Origin of the sequence: Rhodococcus sp. BP-160 (genome assembly GCF_019836205.1) — a bacterium.
Classification (GTDB): Bacteria; Actinomycetota; Actinomycetes; order Mycobacteriales; family Mycobacteriaceae; genus Rhodococcoides.
Map to the genome: position 1 here is coordinate 821682 of NZ_JABUEK010000002.1, position 26287 is coordinate 847968.

The window sequence follows — 26287 nt, forward strand, 5'->3', positions numbered from 1 at the left end:
ACGGGAGTTCCATGCCACGGGTGGTTCGCATCCTTTCAGGTGGACGTACGGCGCCGGACGAGGCCCGTTCATGACGGCCGAGATCGGCGAGAAGGTCGACAGCGCAGGAGGTCTCCCTGTGACAGGGCCGGCCGGATTCGCCCTGCCGCCACTGCGCGCCTGGCAGCGGCGAGCGCTCACGAAGTACCTGTCGGCGGGTCCGACCGACTTCCTGGCCGTCGCCACTCCGGGAGCCGGCAAGACCACGTTCGCGCTCCGCGTGGCGCTCGAGCTGCTGAGCGACCGCACCGTGGACCAGGTCACGGTCGTCGCTCCCACCGAGCACCTCAAGCACCAGTGGGCGGAGGCGGCGGCGCGCGTCGGACTCGCCCTCGACTCCCGCTTCTCCAACAGCACCGGGCAGACGTCCAGCGACTTCCACGGCATCGTCGTCACGTACGCACAGGTGGCGTCGCACCCTTCCCGCCACCGGGTGCGGACCGAGAACCGCAAGACGCTCGTGATCCTCGACGAGATCCACCACGGCGGTGACGCCAAGAGCTGGGGCGAGGGCATCCGCGAGGCCTACGGCGACGCGACGCGCCGCCTGGCATTGACGGGAACGCCCTTCCGCAGCGACGACAGCCCCATTCCTTTCGTGAACTACGAGCCGGACGACGAGGGCCTGCCCCGGTCGCGCCCGGACCACAGCTACGGCTACGCCGACGCGCTGGCGGACGGTGTCGTGCGGCCGGTCGTCTTCCTCGCGTACTCGGGCGAGGCACGCTGGCGCAACAGTGCGGGCGAGGAGTTCGCCGCCCGTCTCGGGGAGCCGCTCAGCGCCGAGCAGACGGCGCGGGCCTGGCGTACCGCTCTCGACCCGTCCGGTGAGTGGGTGCCGTCGGTGCTCGCCGCGGCCAACACCCGGCTGCACCAACTCCGTCAGGGCGGCATTCCCGACGCGGGTGGCCTCGTCATCGCGTCGGATCAGACCACCGCGCGCGCCTACGCGGGAATCCTCGAGGCGGCGACGGGGGAGACCCCGACGCTCGTGCTGTCCGACGATCCCGGGTCCTCGGCCCGCATCGCCGAGTTCGGCGCGGGAACGTCGACCTGGATGGTGGCCGTGCGCATGGTGTCGGAGGGCGTGGACGTCCCGCGCCTCGCGGTCGGCGTCTACGCGACCAGCGCCTCCACACCGCTGTACTTCGCCCAGGCCGTCGGGCGCTTCGTGCGTTCTCGCCGCAAGGGTGAGACGGCGAGCGTGTTCCTGCCCTCGGTGCCGGTGCTCCTGGACCTGGCCAGCCAGCTCGAGGCGCAGCGCGACCACGTCATCGGGAAGCCGCACCGGGAGAAGGACGGTCTCGACGACGACCTGCTCATCGAGGCGAACCAGCAGAAGGACGAGCCCGGCGAGGAGGAGAAGGCGTTCACCTCGCTCGGTGCCGACGCAGAGCTCGACCAGGTGATCTTCGACGGCTCCTCCTTCGGCACCGCGACGTTCTCGGGCAGCGACGACGAGGCGGACTATCTCGGCCTGCCGGGCCTGTTGGACGGCGACCAGATGCGCGCGCTGTTGCGGAAACGGCAGGAGACGCAGCTGGCACGCCCGGCGACGCCCACGGAGACTCCGGCTCCGGTCACCCTCCCGCCCGCCGGGCGGTCCGCGGACGCCGCGAAGCTGGCAGATCTGCGCAAGGAGCTCAACGGCCTGGTGGCGATGCATCACCACCGCACCGGCAAGGCCCACGGCATCATCCACGGCGAACTCCGACGGAGCTGTGGTGGGCCGCCCACCGCGATCGCGACGGCGGAGCAGCTCACCGAGAGGATCTCGGCCCTGCGTTCGTGGTGATCGCAGCACTGCACGAGCCCCGCGCACGACGAAGGGCGACCACCGGATCGGTGGTCGCCCTTCGTGGTGTCAGGAGTCGAGTGCTGATGCTGTGGGACCGAGTGCCCCGGTCATCACGCCATGGCGTCGGAATCCGCGTCAGCGACGATGGTGGCGTTCATCTCGAGGAGACGCGCTTCGTGCTCGTTGGCGTGGTGACGGCAGAACAGCAGTTCTCCGCCGGTGGGGAGGACGGCACGCACCCGCGCTCCCGCTCCGCAACGATCACACCTGTCGGCAGCGGTGAGGGTGGTGTCGGTCAACAATTCGGGCATGACTCCTCCGTACTGACCGTGACTACCACGGTCCTGGGGTCGGTCCGCCACGTCGGTTCGACGCGGTTCGTTCACTCTTACAGACGTATGGGGTTCGTGCGTTGTTCCCACGCGGATGGCCGTGTGTTGTCACAGACACGAAACATGCTGGTGAATCACGTCCCTCCCGAGCATCGTTCGCTGTCGGCAGAACTCACCCGCCCCTGTGCGCCCGTGTCGCGACCGGTGGATACGGTTCGACCATGACGGATGTGGACGTGCGCGGCCTCGCGTCGGTGGGGCGTTCGTTCCCGCCGTGGTCGGTGCCGTTCGTCTTCGTGGTCGGAGCGCTCGCGCAGTATCTCGGTGCCGCCATCGGCGTCCATCTGTTCGACACCATCTCGCCGGCGGCCGTGGCGTGGCTGCGCGCGGCAGGCGCAGCGGCCGTTCTGCTGGCCTGGCGTCGTCCCTGGCGCACGCGATGGACGGCCCGCACCATCGCGGTGGCCGGTGGGTTCGGTGTCGTCACGGTGGGAATGAACCTGGCGTTCTACGAGGCGATCGCCCGCATCCCGTTGGGCACCGCCGTGGCGATCGAGTTCCTCGGTCCTGTCCTCGTCGCCGCACTCGGATCGCGGCGCGCTCGCGACGTGCTCGCACTCGTCCTGGTGGTCGCGGGAGTCGCGCTGGTGGCCGGAGCGCGATTCGACGTGGGCCTGGTCGGGGTCGGTTTCGCACTCCTCGCCGCCGGACTGTGGGCCGGCTACGTGGTGCTCGGGAAGTCGGTCGCGACGGCGGGCGACGGGCTGGACTCCCTCGCCGTCGGCATGGCGGTGGCGTCGGTGATCCTCGCCCCGCTCGCGTTGACGCCCCAGGTACTCGACGATCCGTCGGTGTTCACCGCGCCGTCCACGTGGCTGCTGGGTGTCGGGGTGGGTGTGTTGTCGAGCGTGATCCCCTACGCGCTCGACCAGGTGGTCCTGCGCACGGTCGGACGGGCACGGTTCGCGTTGTTGCTCGCGTTGCTGCCCACCACTGCGACGGTGGTCGGCGTCGTGGTGCTGAGGCAGGTGCCCTCGATCGCCGAACTCGCGGGCATCCTGTGTGTGATCGTCGCCGTCGCGCTGGGCGGTGTGGAACGACGCGCACGACCGGCGCCGCCGGCCGACACGACGCGACTGCAGGACCCGACACGAGAGGACGGCCGATGACCGAGATCCTGGTACACATGTGCCCGGCGGCGGACTGGGAGGCGAGTGTGGCCGCGGGGGAGGTGGCACCCGCGTCGCTCGCCGAGCAGGGGTTCGTCCATCTGTCGACGCCGCAGCAGGTTCATCTCCCGGCCAACCGGCTGTTCGCCGGGCGCCGGGACATCGTGCTGCTGTCGTTGAACCCCACTCGACTGAAGGACCGGCTGGAATGGGAGCCGGGAGTACCCGGCGATCCGAGTTCGATGCTGTTCCCGCACCTCTACGGACCGGTACCGCTCACCGCGGTGGTCGAGGTGCAGCCCTACCCACCCGACGACGACGGGACGTTCGTCGCCGTCGGGTGAGGTGCGGAACTGTCAGTCGAGGTAGTCGCGCAGCACCTGCGACCGGCTCGGGTGCCGCAGCTTCGACATGGTCTTCGACTCGATCTGTCGGATGCGCTCACGCGTGACCCCGTAGACCTGGCCGATCTCGTCGAGCGTGCGCGGCTGGCCGTCGGTGAGGCCGAAACGCAGTCGCACGACACCCGCCTCGCGCTCGGAGAGGGTCTCGAGAACCGACTGGAGCTGGTCCTGCAGGAGGGTGAACGACACCGCGTCGACGGCGACGACGGCCTCGGAGTCCTCGATGAAGTCGCCGAGCTGGCTGTCGCCCTCGTCGCCGATGGTCTGGTCGAGGGAGATCGGCTCGCGAGCGTACTGCTGGATCTCCAGCACCTTCTCGGGCGTGATGTCCATCTCCTTGGCGAGCTCCTCGGGAGTGGGCTCACGACCCAGGTCCTGCAGGAGCTCACGCTGGATGCGTCCGAGCTTGTTGATGACCTCGACCATGTGCACCGGGATACGAATGGTGCGGGCCTGGTCCGCCATGGCGCGGGTGATGGCCTGACGGATCCACCACGTCGCGTACGTCGAGAACTTGTAGCCCTTGGTGTAGTCGAACTTCTCCACCGCGCGGATCAGACCGAGGTTGCCCTCCTGGATGAGGTCCAGGAACGCCATGCCGCGGCCCGTGTAGCGCTTGGCCAGCGAGACCACGAGGCGCAGGTTGGCCTCGAGCAGGTGGTTCTTCGCCCGGTTGCCGTCGCGGCAGATCCAGGTCATGTCGCGGCGCTGGGCCACGGGGAGCTTCTCGCCCTTCTCGGCGGACTCGGCCATGAGCTGGACGGCGTAGAGACCGGCCTCGATGCGCTTGGCGAGCTCGACCTCCTCCTCGGCGTTGAGGAGGGCGACCTTGCCGATCTGCTTGAGGTAGGCGCGGACGGAGTCGGCGGAGGCGGTGAGTTCGGCGTCCTTGCGGGCCTGTCGCAGCGCCTCGGATTCCTCCTCGTCCCACACGAAGTCGCCCGACGCCTTGTCCTCCGGCGTGGGTTCGGTGGTCGCGTCGTCCTCGACCTCGTCGCCGACGGCGACGACCTCGACGACGTCCGACTCGGCTGCGAGCTCGCCCTCGGGAACGTCGATGTCCTCGATGTCCGCGGTGGGCTCGTCGGCGTCGTCGCCGGTCGCAGGAGACGTCGCCTTCTTCGCTGCGGTCTTCGCTGCGGCCTTGCGCGGCGCGGCCTTCTTGGCTGCTGCCTTGCGCGGGGCCGCCTTCTTGGCCGGGGCCTTCGCGGGTGCGGTTCCGACGGCGCCGGGTGCGGTGCCGTCGGCCGACGCGGTGTCGACGGCCGGAGTGCTGTCGACTGCCGGCGCGGTGTCCGCGGTCTGACGAATATCGATGGCTGCCACGTACGCCCTTTCGTGACGGTGTCGTGCGGCGTCACGCCAGAGTGATGATCCGGCGGAGAGGTCTGTGGATTTCCCGGCGTGAAACCGGGGCGTGGACCATTGTAACGACCGCCGCGAGTGCACAGCACCAACGCGCGGGAGGACGCCGAGGTTCCCGGCTCGCCGGCAGTGGGGTGTGAGTCACATCGCGCATCGGCGAGCCGACGCGGCGCAGGTCAGAGGGGCGCGTGTTCGCCCTCGACGAGAATCAGGGCGCCACACCGGACTGTGCGGCGAGGGCCGCGCCGACGATTCCGGCGGCGTTGCGCAGCGTCGCGGGCTGCACCGGGGTGCGGTTGGTGAGCAGGGGGATCCACTTCTCGGCTTTGCGGCTGATGCCGCCGCCGGCGATGAAGAGGTCCGGCCAGAACAGATCCTCGATGCGCTCGAGCACGCGCGAGACCTCTTTGGCCCACGCCTTGTACGACAGTCCGTTGTCGTCCTTGACCGACGACGCGGCGCGGTGCTCGGCCTCCTTGCCGTCCACCTCCATGTGCCCGAGCTCCGTGTTGGGCAGGAGGACACCGTTCTGCAGGATCGCGGATCCGATGCCGGTGCCGAAGGTCAGCAGGATGACCACACCCTTGGAGTCCTTGCCGCCGCCGAACTTGTCCTCCGCGATGCCCGCGGCGTCGGCGTCGTTGAGCACGGTCACCGAACGACCCCCGAGATGGTCGCGGAACAGCGCGCCGGCGTCGGTCCCGATCCAGCCCTTGTCGACGTTCGCGGCGGTTCGCGCCACGCCACCGGTGACGACGCAGGGGAGGGTGATGCCCACGTCCCCGGTCCACTCGAAGTGGTCGACGATGGCCGCGACCGTCTCGGCCACGGCCGTGGGAGTCGACGGTTGCGGGGTCTCGATCTTGTAGCGTTCGCCGATCAGTTCGCCGGTGGCGAGATCGACCACGCCACCCTTGACGCCACTGCCACCGACGTCGACACCGAAGCCTCGGCCCTCGGGGTGCGAGCCCGTCTTCCCGGCGATGGAGACCGGGCCGGGTTCGGTGTGGTCGTTCGTCATGACAGAACCTCCTGGTGGCGTACGCACGCGTCGGCGACCGGCGCGTTCGTGCGAGATCTGGTGCGCGCACGTCACCCTAGTTGCTGGCGGCGTTCCCGGTCGCGCGGCACCGCGGCGGGTGGCGCGCCGTACCGTTCCGCCGCCCGATGTGTTCGGATTACCGGGTGACTCCTCATGACGATCTGCCGCAGGACGACTCGACGAGCGCCCTCGACCCGGAGATGTTGCGCCGCATCGCCGTCGACGTCGCACGTGAGGCGGGACGCCACGTACGTCGGCGTCGGCCGGAGGTGTTCGGCGCGGGCGGTGCGGCGGTGGACGCCGTCCGGTCGAAGTCGACGCCCACCGATCCGGTGACGGTGGTCGACACCGAGACCGAACACGTCATCCGGGACCTGTTGAGCCGGCTGCGTCCCGACGACGCGGTACTGGGCGAGGAGGGCGGCGGGGAGGACATCGCCCCGTCCGGTGTCCGGTGGGTCCTCGATCCGATCGACGGCACCGTGAACTTCCTCTACGGCATCCCGGCCTACTCGGTCTCCGTGGCCGCGCAGATCGACGGTGCGTCGGTGGCGGGCGCCGTGGAGGACGTGGTGGGGGATCGCACGTACGCGGCGTCGCTCGGCGGCGGCGCGTGGTGCTCGGACGCGGGCGGAGACTGGGTGCGCCTGCGAGTCAACGACATCGACGACGTGGCACTCACGTTGGTGGCCACGGGATTCGGTTACGACGCGGCGCGCCGCCGCCGTCAGGGCGCGCTGATCGCGGCTCTGCTCCCCGAGGTGCGGGACGTTCGTCGCATCGGCTCGGCGGCACTGGATCTGTGCATGGTGGCGGCGGGGCGCGTCGACGCCCACTTCGAGCACGGGCTCAGCCCGTGGGACTGGGCGGCGGGCGCTCTGGTCGCGGCGGAGGCGGGTGCGCGGGTGATCACTCCGTCGCCGCACTCCCGCAGCGACGACGGCGAGGTGACGATCGCCGTGGCGGAAGGTGTGGCAGACGGGTTCCTGTCCGTACTCGACCGTCTCGGTGGCGTCGCCGCCATCGCTAAGGCCTGACCCGCGTCAGCAGTTGACGCGATGCGCGGCGGCGAGCAGATCGACGTCGAGGTTCGGTGCCGCGGCGCCCGGAGCGACGTCCGCGAGCGAGCGGATGACCTCCTCACCGTCGGTGTTCGGTTCCAGCGCACGGAAGTTGGTGCCCAGCGCGAGATCCACGGTGTCGTCCTCGCGGGTGTCCTGAACGAACTCGGCGCACGGCGCGACCAGTGCGACGGTGCCCGCGGCGGCCACGCCGGCCGCGCCGAACCGGATCTGAGCTATGCACTGCATGTTCTGGTCGACGTAGACCGGGTCGTTGCCCACCTGCACGTCCGGTGCGCTGGCGAAGCCGAAATCGCTGAGATCGGCGGCGATCTCGGCGGCCTGGCCGCCCTGTCCGTTCGCGTTGAACACGCGCACGCGGGTGGCGGACAACGGGGCGGGCTGGGTGTCCGTGACCACCGAGGCGTCCACGACGCTGCCGGGCTCGGCGGCCGCGGGGGCGGCGGGATCGGAGGCCGGCTGGGGGGCGTTGCAGGCGACGGCGTCCGTGCCGGTCTCGGTCGTGGTCAGGATGTTCACCCACACGGCCGCACCGGCGAGGGCGAGCACGACGAGCACCACGAGGATCGGGAAGGCCCGACGCCGCGCGTACGGCCGCCCCTTGTCGTCGGTCGAGGAGCCGTGAGTGATGAGTGAGACCACGGGAGCGTGCCCTTCTGCTGATACGTGTCGCGCTGTCGTGTCACGGGCGGTGACTCGCTCACTGTAGTGGGCCGCGTCGGCATGTGACGCGCGACGCACGGCAGGTGGGAACGTCTGCACGGTCGACGGCGTCGGCCGGGGTGAACAGGGGAGATGCGGTTCCTCCGGGAGCCGGTCGCGCCACGACACACCGCGCTGGGCAGGGTGTTTTCCACACCGGCTCGTCGTCGGCTATTGTCTGGCGGCCCGGCGGATCGAACTCACGGCCGGTCGGGCTCCTCGGGCCTGCACGCCCGCAGCAAGAGAATGTTTCCCGTCACGGGGATTCGGGCACAGTCGGCTCACCCGCACGCCGGCCGTCATCCGTCAGGACGACGGCTGCGAATAGGTGAGCGAGAAGGACGGAGATCCTCCCGGCGGAAGTCGGGAAGAAGTCCGACCGGATCGATGTTCTGCCACGAACAGCAGACGAGGAACACGAACGACCTGCATCGGGATCCGAGGGTGTGAGTCCGACAGAGGACGAGTTCGTCGAACAAGAAGCGGTCGACGTCTTGAACATCCCCCATGAAGGCGATCGAAGGAGACCGGGCACACCCGGTCTCAGCAGGAAGGTAAGGGGAACAACATGGCCACCGATTACGACGCACCACGCCGTACCGAGTCCGACGACGTGTCGGAGGACTCCCTCGAAGAACTGAAGGCACGCCGCAACGAGGCGCAGTCCGCCGTCGTCGACATCGACGAGACAGACACCGCGGAGTCCTTCGAACTGCCGGGCGCAGACCTGTCCGGTGAGGAACTGTCCGTGCGTGTCGTGCCGAAGCAGGCCGACGAGTTCACGTGCTCGAGCTGCTTCCTGGTGCATCACCGCTCGCGGCTGTCGTCCGACAACGGCGGCGTTCTGGTCTGCCGCGACTGCGCGGCCTGACCGAGGAGACCTCCGTCAGGAGGTCGGTGGCTGCGGAGTCAGAGCCGCAGCCACTGCATCCGGGTTCCGGGTGCTCACCAACCAGTACGGTGTCGGGTCGTTCTCGTCGTCGAGGACGACCAACACCATCGGCTTGACCCACGAACGATGCTGAACGAAGGCGGAGGGGTCGAGCTGGCGTCCGAGGGCGGCACTCTTCGCCGTCCCCGGAACCACCGCCACCCGATCGATCACCGATGCGGGGAGCCGAGCCTTGCCGGCGTGCAGCATGCGCTCGCCGTTCTGCTCCGTCACCTCGACGCGCATCCGGCCCAGGTACGTGACCACCCAGATCGCGAACGGCACCAGCACCACGTACGGCAGCCAGGCCATCACGCCGGGTGATCCCATGTGCACCTCGGCCGAGAGGATCGCCGCGACGCCGATCGCGGCCACCCAGTACCAGACGGGTACGCGGAGCCGTTCGCTGTAGACGACCGTCTCACCCCCGCCGTCGTGTGCCGTCCCGGACGTCCGGGTGGCGTGATCTGCTGAGGTCTCTCTCGAAGCTGCGTCGGACACCTCTCCAGAGTAGAGGGTCGGACGGGCGGGAGGTCGACGGTGCATCGGCGAGTAATCTCGACCGATGTGAGCGATCTGACGGCCGAGACGGCGACACGCACGACCCGCGGAGACCAGGGATCGGCACAGGCCGTCGAGACGGTGGCCGTCAGACGACTCGATCCGGACATCCCGCTGCCCGTCCGTGCACACGCCGGTGACGCGGGCGTGGACCTGTGTTCCACCGTCGACGTCGTCATCGAACCCGGTGAGCGTGCCATGGTCGGTACGGGCATCGCCGTGGCGCTGCCGGTCGGCACCGTCGGCCTGATCCACCCCCGGTCCGGCCTCGCCGCGCGAGCGGGATTGTCGGTGGTCAACACGCCGGGAACGGTCGATGCCGGTTATCGCGGCGAGATCAGAGTCTGCCTCATCAACCACGATCCACGCACCCCCATCGAACTGCGGCGCGGGGACCGCATCGCCCAGCTGCTGGTGCAGCGGGTCGAACTGCCCGATTTCGTCGAGGTGGCCGAGCTGGACGACACCACCCGGGGTGTCGGCGGCTACGGCTCCAGCGGCGGACACGCGGTTCTCGATGCCGTCACCGCCAGCGAGAAGGAGAACTGAGCATGTTCGGACGCAAGAAGAAGGGGCGCGACGACGTCGACGCCACCGATCTCGACTCCGCGCAGGACGTCGAGGTCGAGGAGGTGGACGAGGTCGACGAGGTGGACGGTACGGCGGACGACACCACCGGGCCGTGGTCGATCGACGACCTGGACGGCGACCGCGAGAGCATCGCGGAGGGACGGCTCGATCTGGGATCCGTGCTGTTGATGCTTCCGGCCGGCGGACAGCTGCAGGTCGAGATGACGCAGGCCGGCGCACCCCAGGCCGTCCACATCGTCACTCCGAACGGGCGCATCACCGTGGCGGCCTTCGCCGCTCCGAAGTCGCCCGGTCAGTGGCGTGACGTCGCCGCAGAGTTGGCCGACACGCTGCGCCGCGACAACGCGCGGGTGGCCACCGAGACCGGCCCGTGGGGCCGTGAGGTGGTGGGCTCCGCGGCCGGCGGGGATCTGCGTTTCATCGGCGTCGACGGGTACCGCTGGATGATCCGCGGCGTGGCGAGCGGACCGGCAGGCAGTGTCGAGGCCGGATCGCCGCTGGTCGAGCAGGCGCGTGCCGTCGTGGCGGCGACCGTGGTCGATCGCGGCTCGGATCCGCACCCGGTGCGGACGCCGTTGCCCATCAGTCTGCCGCCGGCACTCGCTCAGCAGCTCGCGGCCGCGCAGCAACAGCAGCTGGCGGCCGCACAGGCGCAGGCACAGGCGGCGGTGCAGCAGCAGGTACCCCAGCAGCAGGTGCCCCAGCAGCAGGTACCTCAGCAGCAGGCCCCCGACGCGGACGCCGCTGCCGAGGCGCAACGTCGGCGCGGGCCCTCCGGTTCGGCGATGCAGCAGCTCGACTGAGTTCTCGGCGAGAGCAGCTCGACTAGGACCCGCCCGTCGCACGCCGGAACGCGGTGACGCCCAGCCTGCCGAGCTCGCCCGTGGACGCGGCGAGGACGTCGAGCGCGAAGGTGTCGAGGTGCGCCGTGGGAAGAGCCGCGCACCAGTCCTGCGCGACGCCGAGCGGATGCACCGGGTCGTCGATCGCTGCCACCACGCCGACCGGCACCGCGAGGGATCGCAGGTCGTCGAGGGTGGGTGCCACGTACCGGGCGGCGTCGTCCAGCGCCGTCGGCAGCTGCGGCCACTGTGCTCGCCACGACCGCGTCAGCGCCTCGGCGAGCCACCGCGGACTCGACTGCGCCATCGCCGCCACCGACGCATCGAGGCCGTGGGCCCGCAGCGTCGCCGCCGTCGCGGCGGCACCGACCGCAGCGGGGGAGTCGCCCGGAGATCCGGTCCACGCCGGCATCGCGAGGACGGCGCCCTGCGCGGCGCCCCGACGGTCGAGCGCCCACCGCGCCGCGACCGCCGCGCCGAGTGAGACACCGCCCACGATCAGGTCCCCTCGAACGGCGCCTCGTACGTGGTCGAGCGCCCGCACGTAGCCCCCGACGACGTCGGCGGGTTCGGGCTCGATCACCCGCAGCGACCAGCCGAGATCCGCCACGACATCACCGAAGGCCCCCTCGACGAACGACGCGTCGGAGCCGGTGCCGGGCAGCAGTACGACGGTGGTTGTCTCCATGGTGTCCGCATCTTCTCGTGGCGTTCACCGACCCGACCGGCCGGGTGTGGTGAGGCGTGCTCGGAAAGGTCTACAGTGGCGCTGACAGAAGCAGAACATCCGCCGCGGAAGGCCCGCGCGAACCGCTCCAGGAGCACTCATGGCACCCGCTGCCGCAGGATACTTCCGCCGCATGGCCCGGAAGTTGACCGAGGACATCGATCAACTCGATGCCGAGGAGTTGGAGTCGACGTCGAAGGCGTCCGGCGCCCAACGAGCATGCGATTGCACTCGCGGTGACGAGGTCACCATGGTCGGACGGCTCCGCAGCGTCGAGACGTGCAGCAAGGCCGCCAACGCCATCGTCGAGGCCGAGTTCTTCGACGGCACCGACACCATCTCGCTGATCTGGATCGGCCGACGCAAGATCGCCGGCATCGAGTCCGGCACGCAGTTGCTGGTCCGTGGTCGCGTGGGGGAGCGCGAGGGCCGCAAGGTCATCTACAACCCGTACTACGAGCTGCGCACCGAGGACTAGTTCTTCGGGAGCCGCATCGTCTGGCACCCTGAACTGCATGAGCGAGTCACCGAACAGTCAGCCCACCGACGACGCGCCTCCCGAGACGATCCTGTCCCAGCTCGGTGGGGTCAGCGGACTGGTGTTCTCCACCCTGCCCGTGCTGGTCTTCGTTCCGGTCAACTCCCTCGCCGGTCTCACCGCGGCCATCTGGGCCGCCCTCGGTCTGGCCGTGGCGATCCTGGTGTGGCGCCTCGTGAAGCGGGATCCGATCCAACCGGCCGTGTCGGGATTCTTCGGCGTGGCTGTGTGCGCGTTCATCGCCTACCGCACCGGAGACGCCAAGGGCTACTTCCTGTTCGGGATCTACACCTCGCTCGCGTACGGCGGGGTGTTCCTCGTCTCGATCCTCGCTCGTCGGCCGCTCGTCGGCATCGTGTGGGGCTACCTCAACGGCACCGGCAAGGCCTGGCGCGAGCATCGGGCCGCCGTCCGCGCGTACGACATCGCGACGTTCGCCTGGGTTCTCGTGTTCGTCGCGCGGTACGTCGTGCAATCGCAGCTCTACGACTCCGACCAGACCGGGTGGCTCGCGGTCGCCCGCATCGCGATGGGCTGGCCGCTCGCGGCGGTCGCGTTCGCCGTCACGTTCTGGGCCGTGCGACGGGCCGACGCTGTCGTGGCCGCAGCGACGCACCGGGAGAGCGAGACCACCGAGGTCGTGGACGCGGACCGCATCGAGCCCTGACGGCTGTCAGTCGGTCCTGTCGGTCAACGCTGGGAGAGTCCCAGCACCTCGCGGAGTTCGTCCTCGACGTCGACGGTGGTGACGAACAGCAGTTCGTCGCCGCCCTCGAGCGGGTCGTCCTTCTCCGGGACGATGACGCGACCACCGCGCAGGATGGTGACCAGCGCGACGTCGCGAGGAAGCGTGATGCGGCGCACCGGCTTGCCCGCCAGCGGTGTGTTCGCCGGCAACGTGATCTCCACGAGGTTCGCCTTGCCCTGGCGCAACGTCATCAGGCGCACCAGATCTCCCACCGAGACCGCCTCCTCGACGAGCGAGGCCAGCATGCGCGGTGTCGACACGGCGACGTCGACTCCCCACGACGCGTCGAAGAGCCACTCGTTGCGCGGGTCGTTGACGCGGGCGACCACTCGGTCGACGCCGAACTCGGTCTTCGCCAGCAGGCTCAGGACCAGGTTGGCCTTGTCGTCGCCCGTGGCGGCGATGACCACGTCGTACGACTCGATGCCGGCGCCCTCGAGGGTGGCCAGCTCGCAGGCGTCCGCGTGGATCCACTCGGCCGCCTCGACCGATGCCGGGTCGACGTGGTCGGCCTTGCGTTCGATCAGCAGGACGTGATGGTCGGACCTGAGGAGCTCGCGGGCGATCGAACGGCCCACGGCTCCCGCTCCGGCGATGGCGACTCTCATGACGGATCCTTCGGTGACAGGTCTGGTGCGGGGACGGACACGAGGTGAGGCAGGAGCCGTCAGTCCTCGGGCGGAGGGTTGCTCGCGAGCGCCACGGCCTCGGCGACCATGCCGTCGACCGCCGCGATCCACACCTCGTCGTCGGCCTGGATCACCGTCTTGCGGTCGGGCAGGAGTCCGGCACCGAAGCGGATGATGAAGGCCACTCGGGACTTGGTCGCACTCTCGAGCGCGGTCACGCCCTTGCCCACCCATCCCTCGCCGATGTCGAGGCGGGCCACCGCGACGCTGCCCGACGGATCGCGCCACTTGGTGAGCTCGTTGTCGTGGATCAGCGTGTGCAGGAATCGATCCGTCGTCCACGGCACCGTGGCCACCGTGGGGATGCCGAGGCGTTCGTACACCGCGGCGCGCTTGGCGTCGTAGATGCGCGCGACGACGCGCTCGACACCGAACGTCTCGCGGGCGACACGCGCGGAGATGATGTTGGAGTTGTCGCCCGAGGACACCGCGGCCAGTGCGTCGGCCTTCTCGATGCCCGCCTCGACGAGCACGTCCCGGTCGAACCCCATGCCGATCACCTGACGTCCGGTGAAGTTGGGACCGAGCCGGTGGAACGCGGTGGGGTCGCGGTCGATGACCGCGACCTCGTGGCCGATGCGGGTGAGTGCACCCGCGAGGGCGGAGCCGACGCGGCCACACCCCATGACGACTACGTACAACAGACGCTCCGTTCGGGAGTCGAGAGGACGGTGCCCAGGTGATTGCTGCCGGAAGGGACTTCGCGCAACGCTATCGGTCACCCTGCCCCACGGTCGAGCCCGGTACGGCCTACGCTCTGCGATGTGTCCAAGCTTTCGACGGCCACCAAGAGGCTGCTGCTGGGTAGGCCGTTCCGTAGCGACACGCTCGGACACACGCTCCTGCCCAAACGCATCGCCCTCCCGGTGTTCGCGTCCGATGCCATGTCGTCCGTCGCCTACGCGCCCGAAGAGATCTTTCTGGTGCTGTCGGTCGCCGGGATCTCGGCGTACTCGTTCTCCATCTGGATCGGTCTCGCCGTCGCCGTCGTCATGGCGGTGGTCGTGGCGAGCTACCGCCAGAACGTGCACGCCTACCCGTCCGGCGGTGGCGACTACGAGGTGGCCACCACCAACCTGGGACCGACCGCGGGCCTGACCGTCGGCAGTGCCCTCCTCGTCGACTACGTGCTCACGGTCGCCGTGTCCATCTCGGCCGCTGCCTCCAACATCGGATCGGCCCTGCCGTTCGTCGCGGAGCACAAGGTGCTGTTCGCGGTCGCCGCCATCGTGCTCATCACCTCGATCAACCTGCGCGGCGTCCGCGAGTCCGGTACCGCGTTCGCGATCCCCACCTACGCCTTCATGGTGGGCATGGTCGTCATGCTCGTGTGGGGCCTGGTGCAGGTGTACGTCCTCGGCGACGACGTGTCGGCAGAGTCGTCGAACTTCGAGTTGCAGGCGGAGGACAGTCACCTCTACGGCATCGCGTTCGCGTTCCTGCTGGCGCGCGCGTTCTCCTCCGGGTGTGCGGCGCTGACGGGTGTCGAGGCCATCTCCAACGGCGTGCCCGCCTTCCGCAAGCCGAAGTCGCGCAACGCCGCCACGACGCTCCTGCTGCTCGGCTCGATCGGCATCACGTTGCTGCTCGGCATCATCCTGCTGGCGGAGAAGATCGGTGTGAAGTACGCGGCGGACCCCGCGACCCAGCTCGTCGGGGCTCCCGAGAACTACCAGCAGAAGACGCTCATCGCGCAGTTGGCCGAGGCCGTGTTCCGGCACTTCACGCCCGGCTTCTACTTCATCACCATCGTGACGGCGCTGATCCTGGTGCTGGCCGCCAACACCGCCTTCAACGGGTTCCCCGTACTCGGGTCGATCCTGGCCCAGGACCGCTTCCTGCCCCGCCAGTTCCACACCCGCGGCGACCGGCTCGCGTTCAGCAACGGCATCCTGTTCCTCTCGGCCGCCGCCATCTTCTTCGTCGTCATGTTCGGCGCGGAGGTGACCAAGCTGATCCAGCTCTACATCGTCGGAGTGTTCGTCTCGTTCACGCTCAGTCAGACCGGCATGGTGCGGCACTGGACGCGGTTGTTGCGGACCGAGACCGACCCCGCTCAGCGCCGGTCGATGATGCGGTCGCGTGTCGTCAACGGCATCGGCCTGGCCATGACGGGAGCCGTCCTGGTGATCGTCCTGCTGACCAAGTTCCTCGCGGGCGCTTGGATCGCGATCATCGCGATGCTCGCGATCTTCGGACTGATGAAGCTGATCCGCAAGCACTACGACTCGGTGGCCACCGAGCTCGCCGACGTCGAGTGGGACGGTGTGCTGCCCAGCCGCACGCACTCCATCGTGCTCGTGTCCAAGCTGCACAGCCCGACGCTGCGCGCCCTCGCCTACGCCCGTGCGACCAGGCCGGACACCCTCGAGGCGATCACGGTCAACGTCGACGAGGCGGACACGCGCACCCTGGTACGCGAGTGGGAGAAGAGCGACCTCAGCGTCCCGCTCAAGGTGGTCGAGTCGCCGTACCGCGAGATCACCAAGCCCGTGCTCGACTACGTGCGCCGGGTCAAGCGGGACTCACCGCGCGACGTCGTCACCGTGTTCATCCCCGAGTACGTGGTGGGTCACTGGTGGGAGCAGGTGCTGCACAACCAGAGTGCGTTGCGACTGAAGAGTCGTCTGCTGTTCCAGCCCGGCGTCATGGTCACCAGCGTGCCCTGGCAGCTCAACTCGTCCGAGCGGGCGAAGCGAGAGAGCCTCGAGAACGCACCGGGCTCGTCCCGTCGTGGTTACGAGCCCACCTCGGCCGAACGGCGATCCGAACGATGACCGACTCGTGGCTCGGCGCGGTCGTCGAGGTCCGCGTGGGCAAGCCGGGACACGGCGGCTTCTGCGTCGCACGGCACGAGGGCCGCGTCATGTTCGTCCGGCACAGCCTTCCCGGCGAGCTGGTGACGGCGCGGGTCACCGAGGACACCGGCAAGTCCTTCTGCCGCGCGGACGCCGTCGAGATCCTGGAGGCCTCGCCCGACCGCATCGCGCCGCTGTGTCCCATCTCCGGCCCCGGTGGGTCGGGATGCTGCGACTTCTCCCACGCGACCGCCGAGGCCGGACGCCAGATCAAGGCGGCCGTCGTCGCCGAGCAGCTGAGCCGCGTCGGGGGCATCGAGCGCACCGTCGAGGTGGAGTCGCTCGGTGATCAGACCGGCTGGCGGACGCGCATCCGGTTGGGTGTGGACGACGAGGGACGGCCCGGTTTCCACCGGCTCCGCAGCGCCGACATCGTGACGGATCTGGCCTGCCCACAAGCGGTTCCGGGGATGTACGACGGGCTGGCTGCCCGGTCGTGGACGCCGGGCGCCGATCTCGCGGTGGCCGTGGACTCCGACGGGACCCGTCACGTCGTGGAGATCGCTCCTGCCGTCGACCGTCGCGTGCGCGCCGACACCGGTCGTCGCGGCGCCTCCTCGCGCCGCGCCGCGAAGTCCGGTGACCGCGCGCACCGGGTGCGCGCGGGCTCGGGTCGGGCCGTCGAGCGCGTCGGGTCGCGCGAGTGGACCGTGGACTCGTGGGGGTTCTGGCAGGCTCACCGGGCGGCTGCCACGCAGTACGCCGAGGTGGTCCGGGAGTGGTCCGGTGCTCGGCCCGGTGACACGGCCTGGGACCTCTACGCCGGTGCGGGCACCTTCGCGTCCGTCGTCGCCGAGGCGGTCGGACCGGGCGGCACCGTCGCAGCGGTCGAGTTCTCCCACCGGGCGGTGGTGGACGGGCGTGCTGCGGTGACGGACCTGCCGCAGCTGTCGATGCAGGCAGCGCCCGTCGAGCGCGCGATCGGATCCCTGCCGCCGCAGCCGTCCGTCGTCGTCCTCGACCCGCCACGATCCGGCGCCGGCAGACAGGTGATCGCGGCGGTCGCCGGTGCGCACCCGGATCGTGTGGTGCACATCGGGTGCGACCCCGCGTCCTTCGCACGGGACGCGGGGCTCTACCTCTCGCACGGCTACCGCCTGGAGAATCTCCGTGCGTTCGACGCCTTCCCGATGACCAGCCACGTCGAGTGCATCGGATCGTTCGTCCGGGACTGACGCGTCACTTGGCGTTGTACAGGCGCATCGTGATCGGTCCGAACACCGCCAGCAGTCCGACGGACCAGATGCCGGTCCACATCAGCGCGTCCGTCTCGAGCACACCGTCGGCGAAGCCGCGCAGCGTCGTCACCAGATGCGACACCGGATTGACCGACACGAACGCCTGCAGCCACCCGGGCATCGTCGTCGGGTCGACGAAGATGTTGCTGGCGAAGGTCAGCGGGAACAGCACGAGCATGGACACGCTCATCACCGCGGTCTCGCTGCGCAGCATCAGCGCGAACATCGTCCACACCCACGAGACGCAGAACGAGAACGCCAGCAGCAACGCCACCGACGCCAGCACGCCGAGCACGCCGCCCGCGGGCCGGAAACCCAGCGCGAGACCCAGCACGAGCACGATCGTCGAGGCGAGGGTGTAGCGGACCACGTCTCCGAGCAGGGCGCCGACCAACGGCGCCGGCCGCCAGATGGGCAGCGACCGGAACCGGTCGAAGACGCCCTTCTCGATGTCCTTGTTCAAGGTCAGACCCGTGTACATCGTGATCATGACGACGGTCTGCACCAGGATGCCCGGCAGCAGGAACTGGATGTAGGCACTGGTCGAGCCCGCCAACGCGCCGCCGAACAGGAACGTGAACATCAGCGTGAACATGACCGGGAACATGGTCACGTCGAACAGCTGCTCGGGGACGTGCTTGATCTTCAGCAGTGCTCGCCACCCGAACGAGAGCGCCGCCGACATCGACGACGGTCGATCGGGACGGGGACCGGAGTCGCGGAGCAACTCGGCGATGCTCGGCTGCGCGGTGCCCGTCGCGGCGGTGGGGGAGTTGGTGGTGGTCATTCTCAGGACGCCTCCAGTTCTGTCGTTCGTCCGGTCAGTGCCAGGAACACCTCGTCCAGGCTGGGTTGCCCGAGGGCGTAGGTGGTGACGCCGATGCCGTCGTCCGACAGCGTCGCGAGTGCGCGGGCCACCAGGGCGGTGTCGTCGACCAGCGCTGTGACGGCGAAGGGATCGGACTCGAGAGTCACGTCGGTGTGCAGGGTCGCGCGCAGGACGTCGGCGGCGTCGTCGCGGCGCGACTGTTCCGCGACGCGGACGTGCAGCGACCCCGAGCCGACCGATGCCTTGAGCTGACCGGTGGTGCCCTCGGCGATCACGCGGCCCCGGTCGATGACTGCCACCCGGTCGGCCAACTGATCGGCCTCGTCGAGGTACTGCGTGGTGAGCAGGACCGTCGTGCCGCCGGCGACCAGGGAGCGCACGATCTCCCACACCTGGTTGCGGCTGCGGGGATCGAGACCCGTGGTCGGCTCGTCCAGGAACATCAGCTCCGGCGTGACCACCAGACTCGCCGCGATGTCGAGGCGGCGCCGCATACCGCCGGAGTACGCCTTGACCTGCTTGCCGCCGGCCTCCACCAGATCGAAGACGCCCAACAGCAGATCGGCACGCTCCCGCGACGCCGGGCGCGAGAACCCGTACAGCCGCGAGAGGAGCACCAGGTTCTCCACTCCGGTCAGGTCCTCGTCCAGCGAAGCGAACTGGCCCGTGAGCGCCACCTTCGACCGCACCGCGTCGGATTCCGTCGCCACGTCGTGGCCGAGCACGCGGGCCGACCCGCCGTCGATACCGGTCAACGTCGCCAACATGCGCATCGTCGTGGTCTTGCCGGCCCCGTTCGGCCCCAGCACCCCGTAGACCCCGCCCCGCGGGACGGCGAGATCCACGCCGTCCACCGCCACGGTGTCCCCGAACCTCTTCATCAGACCGACAGCCTCGATCGCCAGGCCTCCGGCCTTCCCGTCCGTCGGCGGCCGGCCTCCGGCCTTCCCATCATGTGTCGTCATGTGAGTGCTGACTCCTGATCCGCCACGATCTCATCGGTATGTCCGGATCGTCCGATCCGGTGCGACGAGCGTCCCGCAGTCATTGCAGGTCCGCAACGGGTTTTTCGCCGGAGACGCCGGTCACCGATCCACTCACGCCCCGGTGACGAATGATTCCTGCACAATGTTCGCGCCGTGGCGTGGGCGCCATTGCCCGGCGGCGTGGGCGCCATGACCCGGTGGCGCGTACGCCAGGACCGCGACGCGCAGGACCACGATCGCCGAGGGGGTGAGGATATGACGACGATGGCCACTAGTCTCATGGTCGATGAACTCGACGATGAACGTCTCGCAGCGAGGTGGGGGTCTGTGAGCGCCGGAGGTACGAGCGCAGCCGACCCGAGCGCCGGCGAGCCTCGGCACCGACGCGCCCCGGACGACACCGCCGATCCGTCGTGCCCCGTTCCCGATCCCGACCTCAAGCGTCGACGTGTCGCCGAGGCCGACGAACTGCGTGCGTTGCTCGCGCGTGTCGCCACCGGTGACCGCCGAGCGTTCGCCGATCTGTACGACGCGACCTCGTCTCGGGTGTTCGGCATGGTGCTGCGTGTGCTGCGCGATCCCGGGTTCAGCGAGGAGACCGCGCAGGAGGTGTTCCTGCAGATCTGGAAGACGGCCGACCGATACGACCCCGCGCAGGGGTCTCCGCTCGCCTGGATGATGACGTTGGCGCATCGCCGCGCCGTCGACCGTGTCCGGTCGGAGCAGTCCGGCACGGATCGCGAGGCGCTCTACGGCTCCTCGACCCACAGTCCCGCGCACGACGAGGTCCTCGAATCCGTCACCCAGACCCTGGAGTCGGAGTCGGTGGTCCGATGCCTGGACACGCTGACGGAGACCCAACGCGAATCGGTACGGATGGCGTACTACAGCGGGTTGACGTATCGGGAAGTGGCCGAGCGCCTGGGCGTGGCCGTTCCCACCGTGAAGTCCCGGATCCGGGACGGTCTGATCAAGTTGAAGAATTGTCTGGGGGTGGAGACCGGTGAGTGACGGAGAAGGTCGCCATCGCCGCCATGACGACGCGTCCGCGCCCGACGACGTGTCGGAGCAGGATGCGATGCAGGACGTGAACGAGATGAACGACAGCGTGGTGGACGACGCCTACGCCTACGCACTGGACGCGATCGACCCCGCCGAGAGGGCGGACATCGAACGCAGGCTCGCGCAGTCGGACGCGGCGACGCGGTCGTGGTTCGAGAGCATCGTCGAGTCGGTCGACGAGACGATGGCGCTCAGCGCGTCGTCCACGGCCGCGGAACCGCCCTCGTCGTTGCGCGCGAGCATTCTCGCCGCGGTGGAGAGCACTCCGCAGGGCGATGCCCGGCCACTGGCCGATCCGATCGACGACGCTCCGGTCGCCCCGGTTGTGTCGCTCGACGATCGCCGCCGCACACGCCTGCGCGTGCTCGCGGCAGCCGCGGCGGCCGTCGTGATCGTCGGAGTGGGCGGCGCCGTGGTCACGCAGCAACTGGGAGACGCACCGTCGTCGCCCACGTCGCAGGTGCTTGCGGCCGGTGACATCAGGACCAGCACCGTCGAGGTCGAGGGTGGCGGTACCGCCACCGTGCGCTGGTCGCGCTCGCAGGACGCCGCCGTGGTCACGCTCGACGGGCTCGCGGAGCCCGGCGACGGCAAGGTGTTCGAGATGTGGCTCATCGGAGAGGATCCCGCGCCGCGCCCGGCCGGTCTCGTCCCCGCCGATGCCGCCACGCCCGCTCGCGAGCACGTCGTCACAGGCTTGAGCGACGCGACCACGTGGGCGGTGACGGTCGAGCCCGAGAGCGGTTCGGACGCACCCACCACGACGCCCATCGCTGCGGTCACGCTCGACGCCTGAGCGCAGCCGGCGGCTCAGACGACGCCGGAACGGCGCAGTGCGGCGACGATCGACTCGGCCTGCTCGTACGCGCGATCGAGAAGCACCTCCAGCAAGGCTGTCTTCGCAGCGGGGTTGCTCTCGGTCATCGCGTCGAAGTCCTTCGGGCCGAGGATCGCGACCGTGGTGTCCTCCACCGCGGTGATGCGGAGCCCGAAGCGTGAGCGCCGGACCAACGGCATCTCACCGAAACTCATGCCGGCGGACAGCGTCGACACGGCGCGGGCCCGGCCGTCCGCGCCGATGAAGTCGACCGCGACGCGGCCGGACAGCACCATCACCAGACCCAGTGACACGTCACCGACCTCGGCGATGACTGTGCCTGCGCTGTACTGCGCGTCCGTCGTGCGGGAGGTGACCGCATCGCGGTGAGCCTCGTCCAGCGCGGTGACGATCGGGTGCTGATCGACCGTCACCTCCGTGGGTTGCCGTGCGCCGCCGCACCACCGGTCGAGGACGGTGTCCTCGCCCCAGCGCAGTGCGGAGTCCAGATCGTCGAACACCCGGCCACTGCCGTCGTGTTCGGACAGGGACGACACGGTGTGCGCCATGGCAGCTCGGGGATCGACCAGGACGGCGGCACAACCCTGTCGGCGGAGCCCGGCGGCGAGGGTGTCCAGCATCGAGCGGGCGACGTCGCTCACCTCGTCGACCCGACGCATGTCCAGGATCACGCCGTCGAGTGCGCTCCCGTCGTCGGCGCCGTGGTCGACGGCCGTGGACACCGCGCGCACGACGCTCTCCGCTGCGGAGAACAGCAGATCGCCGTGCAGTTCGAAGACGCGGACTCGGCGTCCCCGCGCGGCGAGCGTCTCCTGCTCGGCGGCGGTGCGCCGGCGACGCGAGGGGGAGTCGGCGACGGTGTACTCGGCGCGCACGGCGCTGCGTGCGGCTCGGCCGACGTGGAGGAAGTGCAGTTCGAGGCGCGAGGACAGTTCGCGGCACGCCTTGACTCCGCGCACGCTGTTGCCGTGGGCGTCGAGTCTGGGTGAGAACACCGAGATACCGAGCTGACCGGGCAGGACCGCGAGCACCGCACCGGCGACACCGCTCTTGGCGGGGAGTCCGACGCGGTTGACCCAGTCGCCGGCTCCGTCGTACATGCCGCACGTCGTCATGACGCTCAGCACACGCTCGACGAGCACCGGTTCGAGCGCTCGGACGTCGGTACACGGGTTGAGGCCGTTGTTGGCTAGGGTCGCCGCCATGACGCCGATGTCGCGGCACGTGACGTCCAGCGAGCACTGGCGGAAGTAGAGATCGACCATCGCGTCGGGATCGCCCTCGACGATGCCGAAGGAGCGCAGCATGTGGCCGATGGCGCGGTTGCGATGGCCGGTGCGTGATTCGGAGGCGTGCACGGCGGCGTTCATGGCGAGTTCGCGTCCCGCGTACCGCGAGAACGAGGCCCGGATCCGTTCGAACTGCTCGTCGGGCGTCGCGCCTCGCACCAGCGACGCGGAGGTGATGGCGCCCGCGTTGATCATCGGGTTGCGCGGGCGCTCGGTGACGGGGTCGAGGCTGATCTCGTTGAACGGCTCACCGGACGGCTCCACGTCGATCTTGCGGGCCACCGCGGTCTCGCCGCGATCGGTGAGAGCGAGGGCGTAGGTGAACGGTTTGGACACCGACTGGATCGTGAAGGGCACGTCCGTGTCGCCCACCTGGTAGACGTGGCCGTCGGCCGTCGTGAGGCAGATACCGAAGCGATCGGGGTTCGCGGCCGCCAGTTCGGGGATGTAGTCGGCGACGCCACCGGAGGTGTCCGCCACACACAGCGCGTGGACCTCCTCCAGAATCTCCTGCACGACGTCGGTCATCGTCACCACTCTCTCGATTCTGTGCCGCGGCTCGGCGCTCGTACGGTAACCCGCCGATCCGGGTCCACGTAGACTTGTCCGAACTGGCCTGTCCGAGTGCCTCACGGCACGACGGACGACAAGGCAATCTTCGGAGGGGAGCGATTTCGTTGGGTGTTCTGGACGGCGTGCACGAGCCCAGCGACCTGCGTGCCCTCGGCCCGGTGGAGCTGGCCGAACTGGCGGACGAGATCCGTCGGTTCCTGGTCGAGAAGGTGTCTGCCACGGGTGGCCACCTCGGACCCAATCTCGGTGTCGTCGAGCTGACTCTGGCCATCCACCGCGTGTTCGACTCGCCTCGTGACCCGGTGATCTTCGACACCGGCCACCAGGCGTACGTGCACAAGATGGTCACCGGTCGAGCGGACCGCTTCGACTCCCTGCGCAAGGAGGGTGGGCTGTCCGGCTACCCGTCCCGCAGCGAGAGCGAGCACGACTGGGTCGAGTCCTCGCACGCGTCGGCATCCCTCTCCTACGCCGACGGCCTCGCCAAGGCCTTCGAGCTGACCGGGCGCGGCGATCGTCACGTCGTCGCGGTCGTCGGGGACGGCGCCCTCACCGGTGGCATGTGCTGGGAGGCGCTCAACAACATCGCGGCCGGCAAGGATCGTTCCGTCGTGATCGTCGTGAACGACAACGGTCGCTCCTACTCGCCGACCATCGGCGGCCTCGCGGACCATCTCGCGACGCTGCGCCTGCAGCCCAACTACGAACGCGCGCTGGACACCGGCCGTCACATGGTGAAGAACCTGCCCGTGGTCGGGTCGGCCGCGTACGCCATGTTGCACGGCATGAAGGCCGGCCTGAAGGACGCGATCAGCCCGCAGGTCATGTTCACCGATCTGGGCATCAAGTACCTCGGTCCGGTCGACGGACACGATCAGGCGGCTCTGGAATCGGCGCTGCGCCGCGCGAAGGCTTTCGGCGGGCCGGTCATCGTCCACGCGGTGACGCGCAAGGGCATGGGCTACTCGTTCGCCGAGAACGACGTCGCCGACCAGATGCACTCGACGGGAGTCATCGACCCGCTCACCGGCCTGGCGACCAGCGTCGCGGCTCCGGACTGGACGTCGGAGTTCTCCCGTCAACTCATCGCCCTGGGAACCGACCGCGAGGACGTCGTGGCCATCACCGCCGCGATGGCCGGACCCACCGGGCTCGCCGCGTTCGGCGAGGTGTTCCCGGACCGTTTCTTCGACGTGGGCATCGCCGAGCAGCACGCGCTCACGTCCGCCGCCGGTCTCGCACTCGGTGGTCTGCATCCCGTGGTGGCGATCTACTCGACGTTCCTCAATCGGGCGTTCGACCAGCTGCTGATGGACGTGGCACTACTGAACCTGCCGGTCACCCTGGTGCTCGATCGCGCCGGGGTCACCGGATCGGACGGCGCCAGCCACAACGGCATGTGGGACATGTCGCTGCTCGGCATCGTGCCGAACATGCGCGTGGCGGCGCCCCGCGACGGAGCGACCCTGCGCGAGGAACTCGCCGAGGCACTCGCGGTGTCCGACGGTCCCACCGCGCTGCGCTTCCCCAAGGGCGCCATCCCCGACGACATCGAGGCGGTACGGCGTCTGGACGACTCCGTCGACGTGCTGCACGAGCCCGAGGGGGAGTCGGACGTACTCCTCGTCGCCGTCGGTCCGTTCGCGTCGTTGGCACTGGACACGGCGCGAGAACTCGCCGCGGACGGTGTCTCGGCCACGGTCGTCGATCCGCGGTGGGTGCTGCCCGTTCCGGACTCGCTCGTGAAGCTCGCCGCGGACTTTCGTCTGGTGGTCACGCTCGAGGACAGCGGTCTGCACGGCGGCATCGGTGCATCCGTGTCGGCTGCCCTGCGCGCCGGCGGCGTCGACGTCCCCTGTCGGGATCTCGGTGTGCCACAGCAGTTCCTGGACCACAGCTCGCGGGATCGCATTCACGCCGACATCGGCCTCACCCCGTCGGACATCGCCGGCCGGGTGCGTGGATGGATCGCTCACCGGCCCGGCGACATCTGACGGTCGCTACGTCGCCTTGGTGGCGGCGTCCTTCAACTGCGGGAGGATCCGGTCGAGTACCCACGGGGTGCTCACCGGGTTGACGTTGCTCAGACCGGCGATGACCTGCTCGTCACTGAGCGCGACCGCGGATCCGGAGGCGACCGCGGGCAGCGTCGCCACAGCCGGAACCGAGGCGAGGTCGAAGCCCTCCGGAGTGAACGCGACGATCACGTCGGCGTCGAAGCTCTGCACGTTCTCCAGTGACACGGTGGAGAAGAAGGTGTCCGCGGAGTCGGCTTCGTCGAGTGCCACGACGCCGGGGGCGTTGACGAAACCCATCTCGTTGAGAACCTGCACGCGTGGATCGGACGGCATGTAGACGTTCGCCTGACCGGCGTCCGTGTCCAGGTTCACCACCGCGACGGTCTTGCCGGCGAACTCCGGATTGGCCTCGGCCTCCGAGGCGAGCCGCTGGCCCATACCGTCGATGAGAGCCTGTGCCTCCGTGGGCTTCCCGACTGCCTCACCGATCATCGTGGTCTGGTCCTGCCACGTCGTCTGCCAGGCCTCACCGGGGTAGGCGACGACGGGCGAGACAGCGGACAACGTGTCGTAGTACGACTGCGGGAAACCCTCGTAGGGCGCGAGCACCAGGTCCGGCGCCAGGGTCGCGAGGGCCTCGACGTCGGGCTCACCCGCAGCCGGATCCTCGTACAGGGTGGTGGCGTCCGCGTCGTAGAACTCCTGTGCCCACGGCATCACGCCGTTCTCGTCGGCTCCGTAGGTGTACTTCGGCTGGCCGACGGGCGTGATGTCGAGGGCGCCCAGGATGTCCTGCGCGTTCCAGCCCATCGTGACGATGCGCTCCGGTGCGGCGTCGATGGTGGTCGAACCGAAGGCGTGGTCGATGCTGACGGGGAACGCGCCACCCGACGCGGCGGCGGGCGCGTCGGAGTCGGCATCGGACGAACATCCGGCGACGAGGGCGAGCGCGGCGGTGGCCGCGACGGCGGGGAGAAGGCGAAGGCGTTTCACATGGTTAGCCTAACCTATGTATAGCCTCCGGCCCCGTGCGCCC

Annotated in this window: 26 protein-coding genes; 14 read left to right on the top strand and 12 right to left on the bottom strand. The window is 69.4% G+C overall.

The window, feature by feature from the left end; genetic code table 11:
* Positions 1–70: 70 nt before the first annotated feature.
* Positions 71–1834: a DEAD/DEAH box helicase gene (locus tag HQ306_RS10305; RefSeq protein ID WP_222630944.1), complete on the top strand. Its 1764-nt coding sequence runs from the start codon at positions 71–73 to the stop codon at positions 1832–1834.
* A gap of 113 nt (positions 1835–1947) precedes the next feature.
* Here HQ306_RS10305 and HQ306_RS10310 read toward each other — a convergent pair whose 3' ends face one another.
* A complete protein-coding gene (locus HQ306_RS10310) occupies positions 1948–2148 on the bottom strand; it encodes a hypothetical protein (protein WP_027505176.1) in 201 nt (66 codons plus the stop codon).
* A gap of 242 nt (positions 2149–2390) precedes the next feature.
* On the opposite strand from HQ306_RS10310, the gene HQ306_RS10315 reads away from it, so the two are divergent.
* Together HQ306_RS10315 and HQ306_RS10320 are read left to right on the top strand one after the other, a co-directional pair.
* Positions 2391–3338: a DMT family transporter gene (locus tag HQ306_RS10315; protein ID WP_222630953.1), complete on the top strand. Its 948-nt coding sequence runs from the start codon at positions 2391–2393 to the stop codon at positions 3336–3338.
* Positions 3335–3682 (top strand): DUF952 domain-containing protein, encoded by a 348-nt coding sequence (locus HQ306_RS10320; protein ID WP_222630954.1) that lies wholly within the window; start codon positions 3335–3337, stop codon positions 3680–3682. The genes HQ306_RS10315 and HQ306_RS10320 overlap by 4 nt, the downstream gene beginning before the upstream one ends.
* 12 nt (positions 3683–3694) lie before the next feature.
* Here the strand turns inward: HQ306_RS10320 and HQ306_RS10325 are convergent, their stop codons facing one another.
* Both HQ306_RS10325 and ppgK read right to left on the bottom strand, forming a co-directional pair.
* Complete coding sequence (locus tag HQ306_RS10325) at positions 3695–5068, bottom strand: RNA polymerase sigma factor (RefSeq protein ID WP_222630956.1); 1374 nt, start codon at positions 5066–5068, stop codon at positions 3695–3697.
* A gap of 247 nt (positions 5069–5315) precedes the next feature.
* Positions 5316–6128, bottom strand: a complete 813-nt coding sequence (gene ppgK / locus HQ306_RS10330) for a polyphosphate--glucose phosphotransferase (protein ID WP_081821182.1) — start codon at positions 6126–6128, stop codon at positions 5316–5318.
* 146 nt (positions 6129–6274) lie between these two features.
* Here ppgK and HQ306_RS10335 point away from each other — a divergent pair, with 146 nt between their 5' ends.
* Positions 6275–7186, top strand: coding sequence for an inositol monophosphatase family protein (locus HQ306_RS10335; protein ID WP_037185531.1), 912 nt, complete (start codon positions 6275–6277; stop codon positions 7184–7186).
* Between the two features lie 6 nt (positions 7187–7192).
* On the opposite strand, the gene cei is transcribed toward HQ306_RS10335, so the two are convergent.
* Positions 7193–7873, bottom strand: coding sequence for an envelope integrity protein Cei (gene cei, locus HQ306_RS10340; RefSeq protein WP_027505181.1), 681 nt, complete (start codon positions 7871–7873; stop codon positions 7193–7195).
* 628 nt (positions 7874–8501) lie between these two features.
* On the opposite strand from cei, the gene HQ306_RS10345 reads away from it, so the two are divergent.
* Positions 8502–8804 (top strand): DUF4193 domain-containing protein, encoded by a 303-nt coding sequence (locus HQ306_RS10345; RefSeq protein WP_027505182.1) that lies wholly within the window; start codon positions 8502–8504, stop codon positions 8802–8804.
* Between the two features lie 15 nt (positions 8805–8819).
* Here the strand turns inward: HQ306_RS10345 and HQ306_RS10350 are convergent, their stop codons facing one another.
* Entirely contained in the window at positions 8820–9365 is a 546-nt protein-coding gene (locus tag HQ306_RS10350; RefSeq protein ID WP_268788562.1) for a DUF3093 domain-containing protein, read from the bottom strand.
* 141 nt (positions 9366–9506) lie between these two features.
* Between HQ306_RS10350 and dut the strand changes: the two genes are divergently transcribed.
* Together dut and HQ306_RS10360 are read left to right on the top strand one after the other, a co-directional pair.
* Positions 9507–9974: a dUTP diphosphatase gene (dut, locus tag HQ306_RS10355; RefSeq protein ID WP_027505183.1), complete on the top strand. Its 468-nt coding sequence runs from the start codon at positions 9507–9509 to the stop codon at positions 9972–9974.
* 2 nt (positions 9975–9976) lie between these two features.
* Positions 9977–10819, top strand: a complete 843-nt coding sequence (locus HQ306_RS10360; protein WP_222630958.1) for a DUF3710 domain-containing protein — start codon at positions 9977–9979, stop codon at positions 10817–10819.
* A 22-nt stretch (positions 10820–10841) separates the two neighbouring features.
* On the opposite strand, the gene HQ306_RS10365 is transcribed toward HQ306_RS10360, so the two are convergent.
* Positions 10842–11546 carry an alpha/beta fold hydrolase gene (locus HQ306_RS10365; RefSeq protein WP_222630966.1) on the bottom strand — a complete coding sequence of 235 codons (705 nt, stop codon included), beginning with the start codon at positions 11544–11546 and terminating at the stop codon, positions 10842–10844.
* Positions 11547–11685: 139 nt separating this feature from the next.
* Here HQ306_RS10365 and HQ306_RS10370 point away from each other — a divergent pair, with 139 nt between their 5' ends.
* Entirely contained in the window at positions 11686–12063 is a 378-nt protein-coding gene (locus tag HQ306_RS10370; protein ID WP_027505186.1) for an OB-fold nucleic acid binding domain-containing protein, read from the top strand.
* 37 nt (positions 12064–12100) lie between these two features.
* A complete protein-coding gene (locus HQ306_RS10375; RefSeq protein WP_222630968.1) occupies positions 12101–12790 on the top strand; it encodes a DUF3159 domain-containing protein in 690 nt (229 codons plus the stop codon).
* Between the two features lie 23 nt (positions 12791–12813).
* On the opposite strand, the gene HQ306_RS10380 is transcribed toward HQ306_RS10375, so the two are convergent.
* Entirely contained in the window at positions 12814–13479 is a 666-nt protein-coding gene (locus tag HQ306_RS10380; protein WP_027505188.1) for a TrkA family potassium uptake protein, read from the bottom strand.
* A gap of 59 nt (positions 13480–13538) precedes the next feature.
* Positions 13539–14201: a TrkA family potassium uptake protein gene (locus HQ306_RS10385; RefSeq protein WP_027505189.1), complete on the bottom strand. Its 663-nt coding sequence runs from the start codon at positions 14199–14201 to the stop codon at positions 13539–13541.
* Positions 14202–14324: 123 nt separating this feature from the next.
* Here HQ306_RS10385 and HQ306_RS10390 point away from each other — a divergent pair, with 123 nt between their 5' ends.
* Positions 14325–16337, top strand: coding sequence for an APC family permease (locus tag HQ306_RS10390; RefSeq protein WP_027505190.1), 2013 nt, complete (start codon positions 14325–14327; stop codon positions 16335–16337).
* Positions 16334–17593, top strand: a complete 1260-nt coding sequence (locus HQ306_RS10395) for a class I SAM-dependent RNA methyltransferase (protein ID WP_027505191.1) — start codon at positions 16334–16336, stop codon at positions 17591–17593. Before HQ306_RS10390 ends, HQ306_RS10395 begins: the two co-directional genes overlap by 4 nt.
* Before the next feature lie 4 nt (positions 17594–17597).
* Here the strand turns inward: HQ306_RS10395 and HQ306_RS10400 are convergent, their stop codons facing one another.
* Positions 17598–18443, bottom strand: coding sequence for an ABC transporter permease (locus HQ306_RS10400; protein ID WP_222630970.1), 846 nt, complete (start codon positions 18441–18443; stop codon positions 17598–17600).
* 2 nt (positions 18444–18445) lie between these two features.
* The gene (locus tag HQ306_RS10405; protein ID WP_222630972.1) at positions 18446–19450 is read right to left on the bottom strand and encodes an ATP-binding cassette domain-containing protein; all 1005 of its coding nucleotides are present in this window, start codon (positions 19448–19450) and stop codon (positions 18446–18448) included.
* A gap of 348 nt (positions 19451–19798) precedes the next feature.
* Here HQ306_RS10405 and HQ306_RS10410 point away from each other — a divergent pair, with 348 nt between their 5' ends.
* Both HQ306_RS10410 and HQ306_RS10415 read left to right on the top strand, forming a co-directional pair.
* Complete coding sequence (locus HQ306_RS10410; protein WP_268788561.1) at positions 19799–20482, top strand: sigma-70 family RNA polymerase sigma factor; 684 nt, start codon at positions 19799–19801, stop codon at positions 20480–20482.
* Positions 20475–21329, top strand: a complete 855-nt coding sequence (locus HQ306_RS10415) for an anti-sigma factor domain-containing protein (protein ID WP_222630974.1) — start codon at positions 20475–20477, stop codon at positions 21327–21329. Before HQ306_RS10410 ends, HQ306_RS10415 begins: the two co-directional genes overlap by 8 nt.
* A gap of 14 nt (positions 21330–21343) precedes the next feature.
* Here the strand turns inward: HQ306_RS10415 and glsA are convergent, their stop codons facing one another.
* Positions 21344–23188 carry a glutaminase A gene (glsA, locus tag HQ306_RS10420; protein WP_222630976.1) on the bottom strand — a complete coding sequence of 615 codons (1845 nt, stop codon included), beginning with the start codon at positions 23186–23188 and terminating at the stop codon, positions 21344–21346.
* Between the two features lie 149 nt (positions 23189–23337).
* On the opposite strand from glsA, the gene dxs reads away from it, so the two are divergent.
* Positions 23338–25227 (top strand): 1-deoxy-D-xylulose-5-phosphate synthase, encoded by a 1890-nt coding sequence (gene dxs / locus HQ306_RS10425; protein ID WP_027505197.1) that lies wholly within the window; start codon positions 23338–23340, stop codon positions 25225–25227.
* Between the two features lie 6 nt (positions 25228–25233).
* On the opposite strand, the gene HQ306_RS10430 is transcribed toward dxs, so the two are convergent.
* Complete coding sequence (locus HQ306_RS10430; RefSeq protein WP_222630978.1) at positions 25234–26244, bottom strand: iron-siderophore ABC transporter substrate-binding protein; 1011 nt, start codon at positions 26242–26244, stop codon at positions 25234–25236.
* Positions 26245–26287 lie beyond the last annotated feature (43 nt).

Excerpts from the sequence above, each read along its gene's own strand:
- HQ306_RS10335 (WP_037185531.1), top strand. The coding sequence starts at position 6,275 with ATGTGTTCGGATTACCGGGTGACTCCTCATGACGATCTGCCGCAGGAC.
- HQ306_RS10320 (WP_222630954.1), top strand. The coding sequence starts at position 3,335 with ATGACCGAGATCCTGGTACACATGTGCCCGGCGGCGGACTGGGAGGCG.
- HQ306_RS10315 (WP_222630953.1), top strand. The coding sequence starts at position 2,391 with ATGACGGATGTGGACGTGCGCGGCCTCGCGTCGGTGGGGCGTTCGTTC.
- HQ306_RS10365 (WP_222630966.1), bottom strand. The coding sequence starts at position 11,546 with ATGGAGACAACCACCGTCGTACTGCTGCCCGGCACCGGCTCCGACGCG.
- HQ306_RS10360 (WP_222630958.1), top strand. The coding sequence starts at position 9,977 with ATGTTCGGACGCAAGAAGAAGGGGCGCGACGACGTCGACGCCACCGAT.
- HQ306_RS10375 (WP_222630968.1), top strand. The coding sequence starts at position 12,101 with ATGAGCGAGTCACCGAACAGTCAGCCCACCGACGACGCGCCTCCCGAG.
- HQ306_RS10395 (WP_027505191.1), top strand. The coding sequence starts at position 16,334 with ATGACCGACTCGTGGCTCGGCGCGGTCGTCGAGGTCCGCGTGGGCAAG.
- HQ306_RS10370 (WP_027505186.1), top strand. The coding sequence starts at position 11,686 with ATGGCACCCGCTGCCGCAGGATACTTCCGCCGCATGGCCCGGAAGTTG.
- HQ306_RS10405 (WP_222630972.1), bottom strand. The coding sequence starts at position 19,450 with ATGACGACACATGATGGGAAGGCCGGAGGCCGGCCGCCGACGGACGGG.
- glsA (WP_222630976.1), bottom strand. The coding sequence starts at position 23,188 with ATGACCGACGTCGTGCAGGAGATTCTGGAGGAGGTCCACGCGCTGTGT.
- HQ306_RS10305 (WP_222630944.1), top strand. The coding sequence starts at position 71 with ATGACGGCCGAGATCGGCGAGAAGGTCGACAGCGCAGGAGGTCTCCCT.
- HQ306_RS10310 (WP_027505176.1), bottom strand. The coding sequence starts at position 2,148 with ATGCCCGAATTGTTGACCGACACCACCCTCACCGCTGCCGACAGGTGT.
- HQ306_RS10400 (WP_222630970.1), bottom strand. The coding sequence starts at position 18,443 with ATGACCACCACCAACTCCCCCACCGCCGCGACGGGCACCGCGCAGCCG.
- ppgK (WP_081821182.1), bottom strand. The coding sequence starts at position 6,128 with ATGACGAACGACCACACCGAACCCGGCCCGGTCTCCATCGCCGGGAAG.
- HQ306_RS10345 (WP_027505182.1), top strand. The coding sequence starts at position 8,502 with ATGGCCACCGATTACGACGCACCACGCCGTACCGAGTCCGACGACGTG.
- HQ306_RS10380 (WP_027505188.1), bottom strand. The coding sequence starts at position 13,479 with ATGAGAGTCGCCATCGCCGGAGCGGGAGCCGTGGGCCGTTCGATCGCC.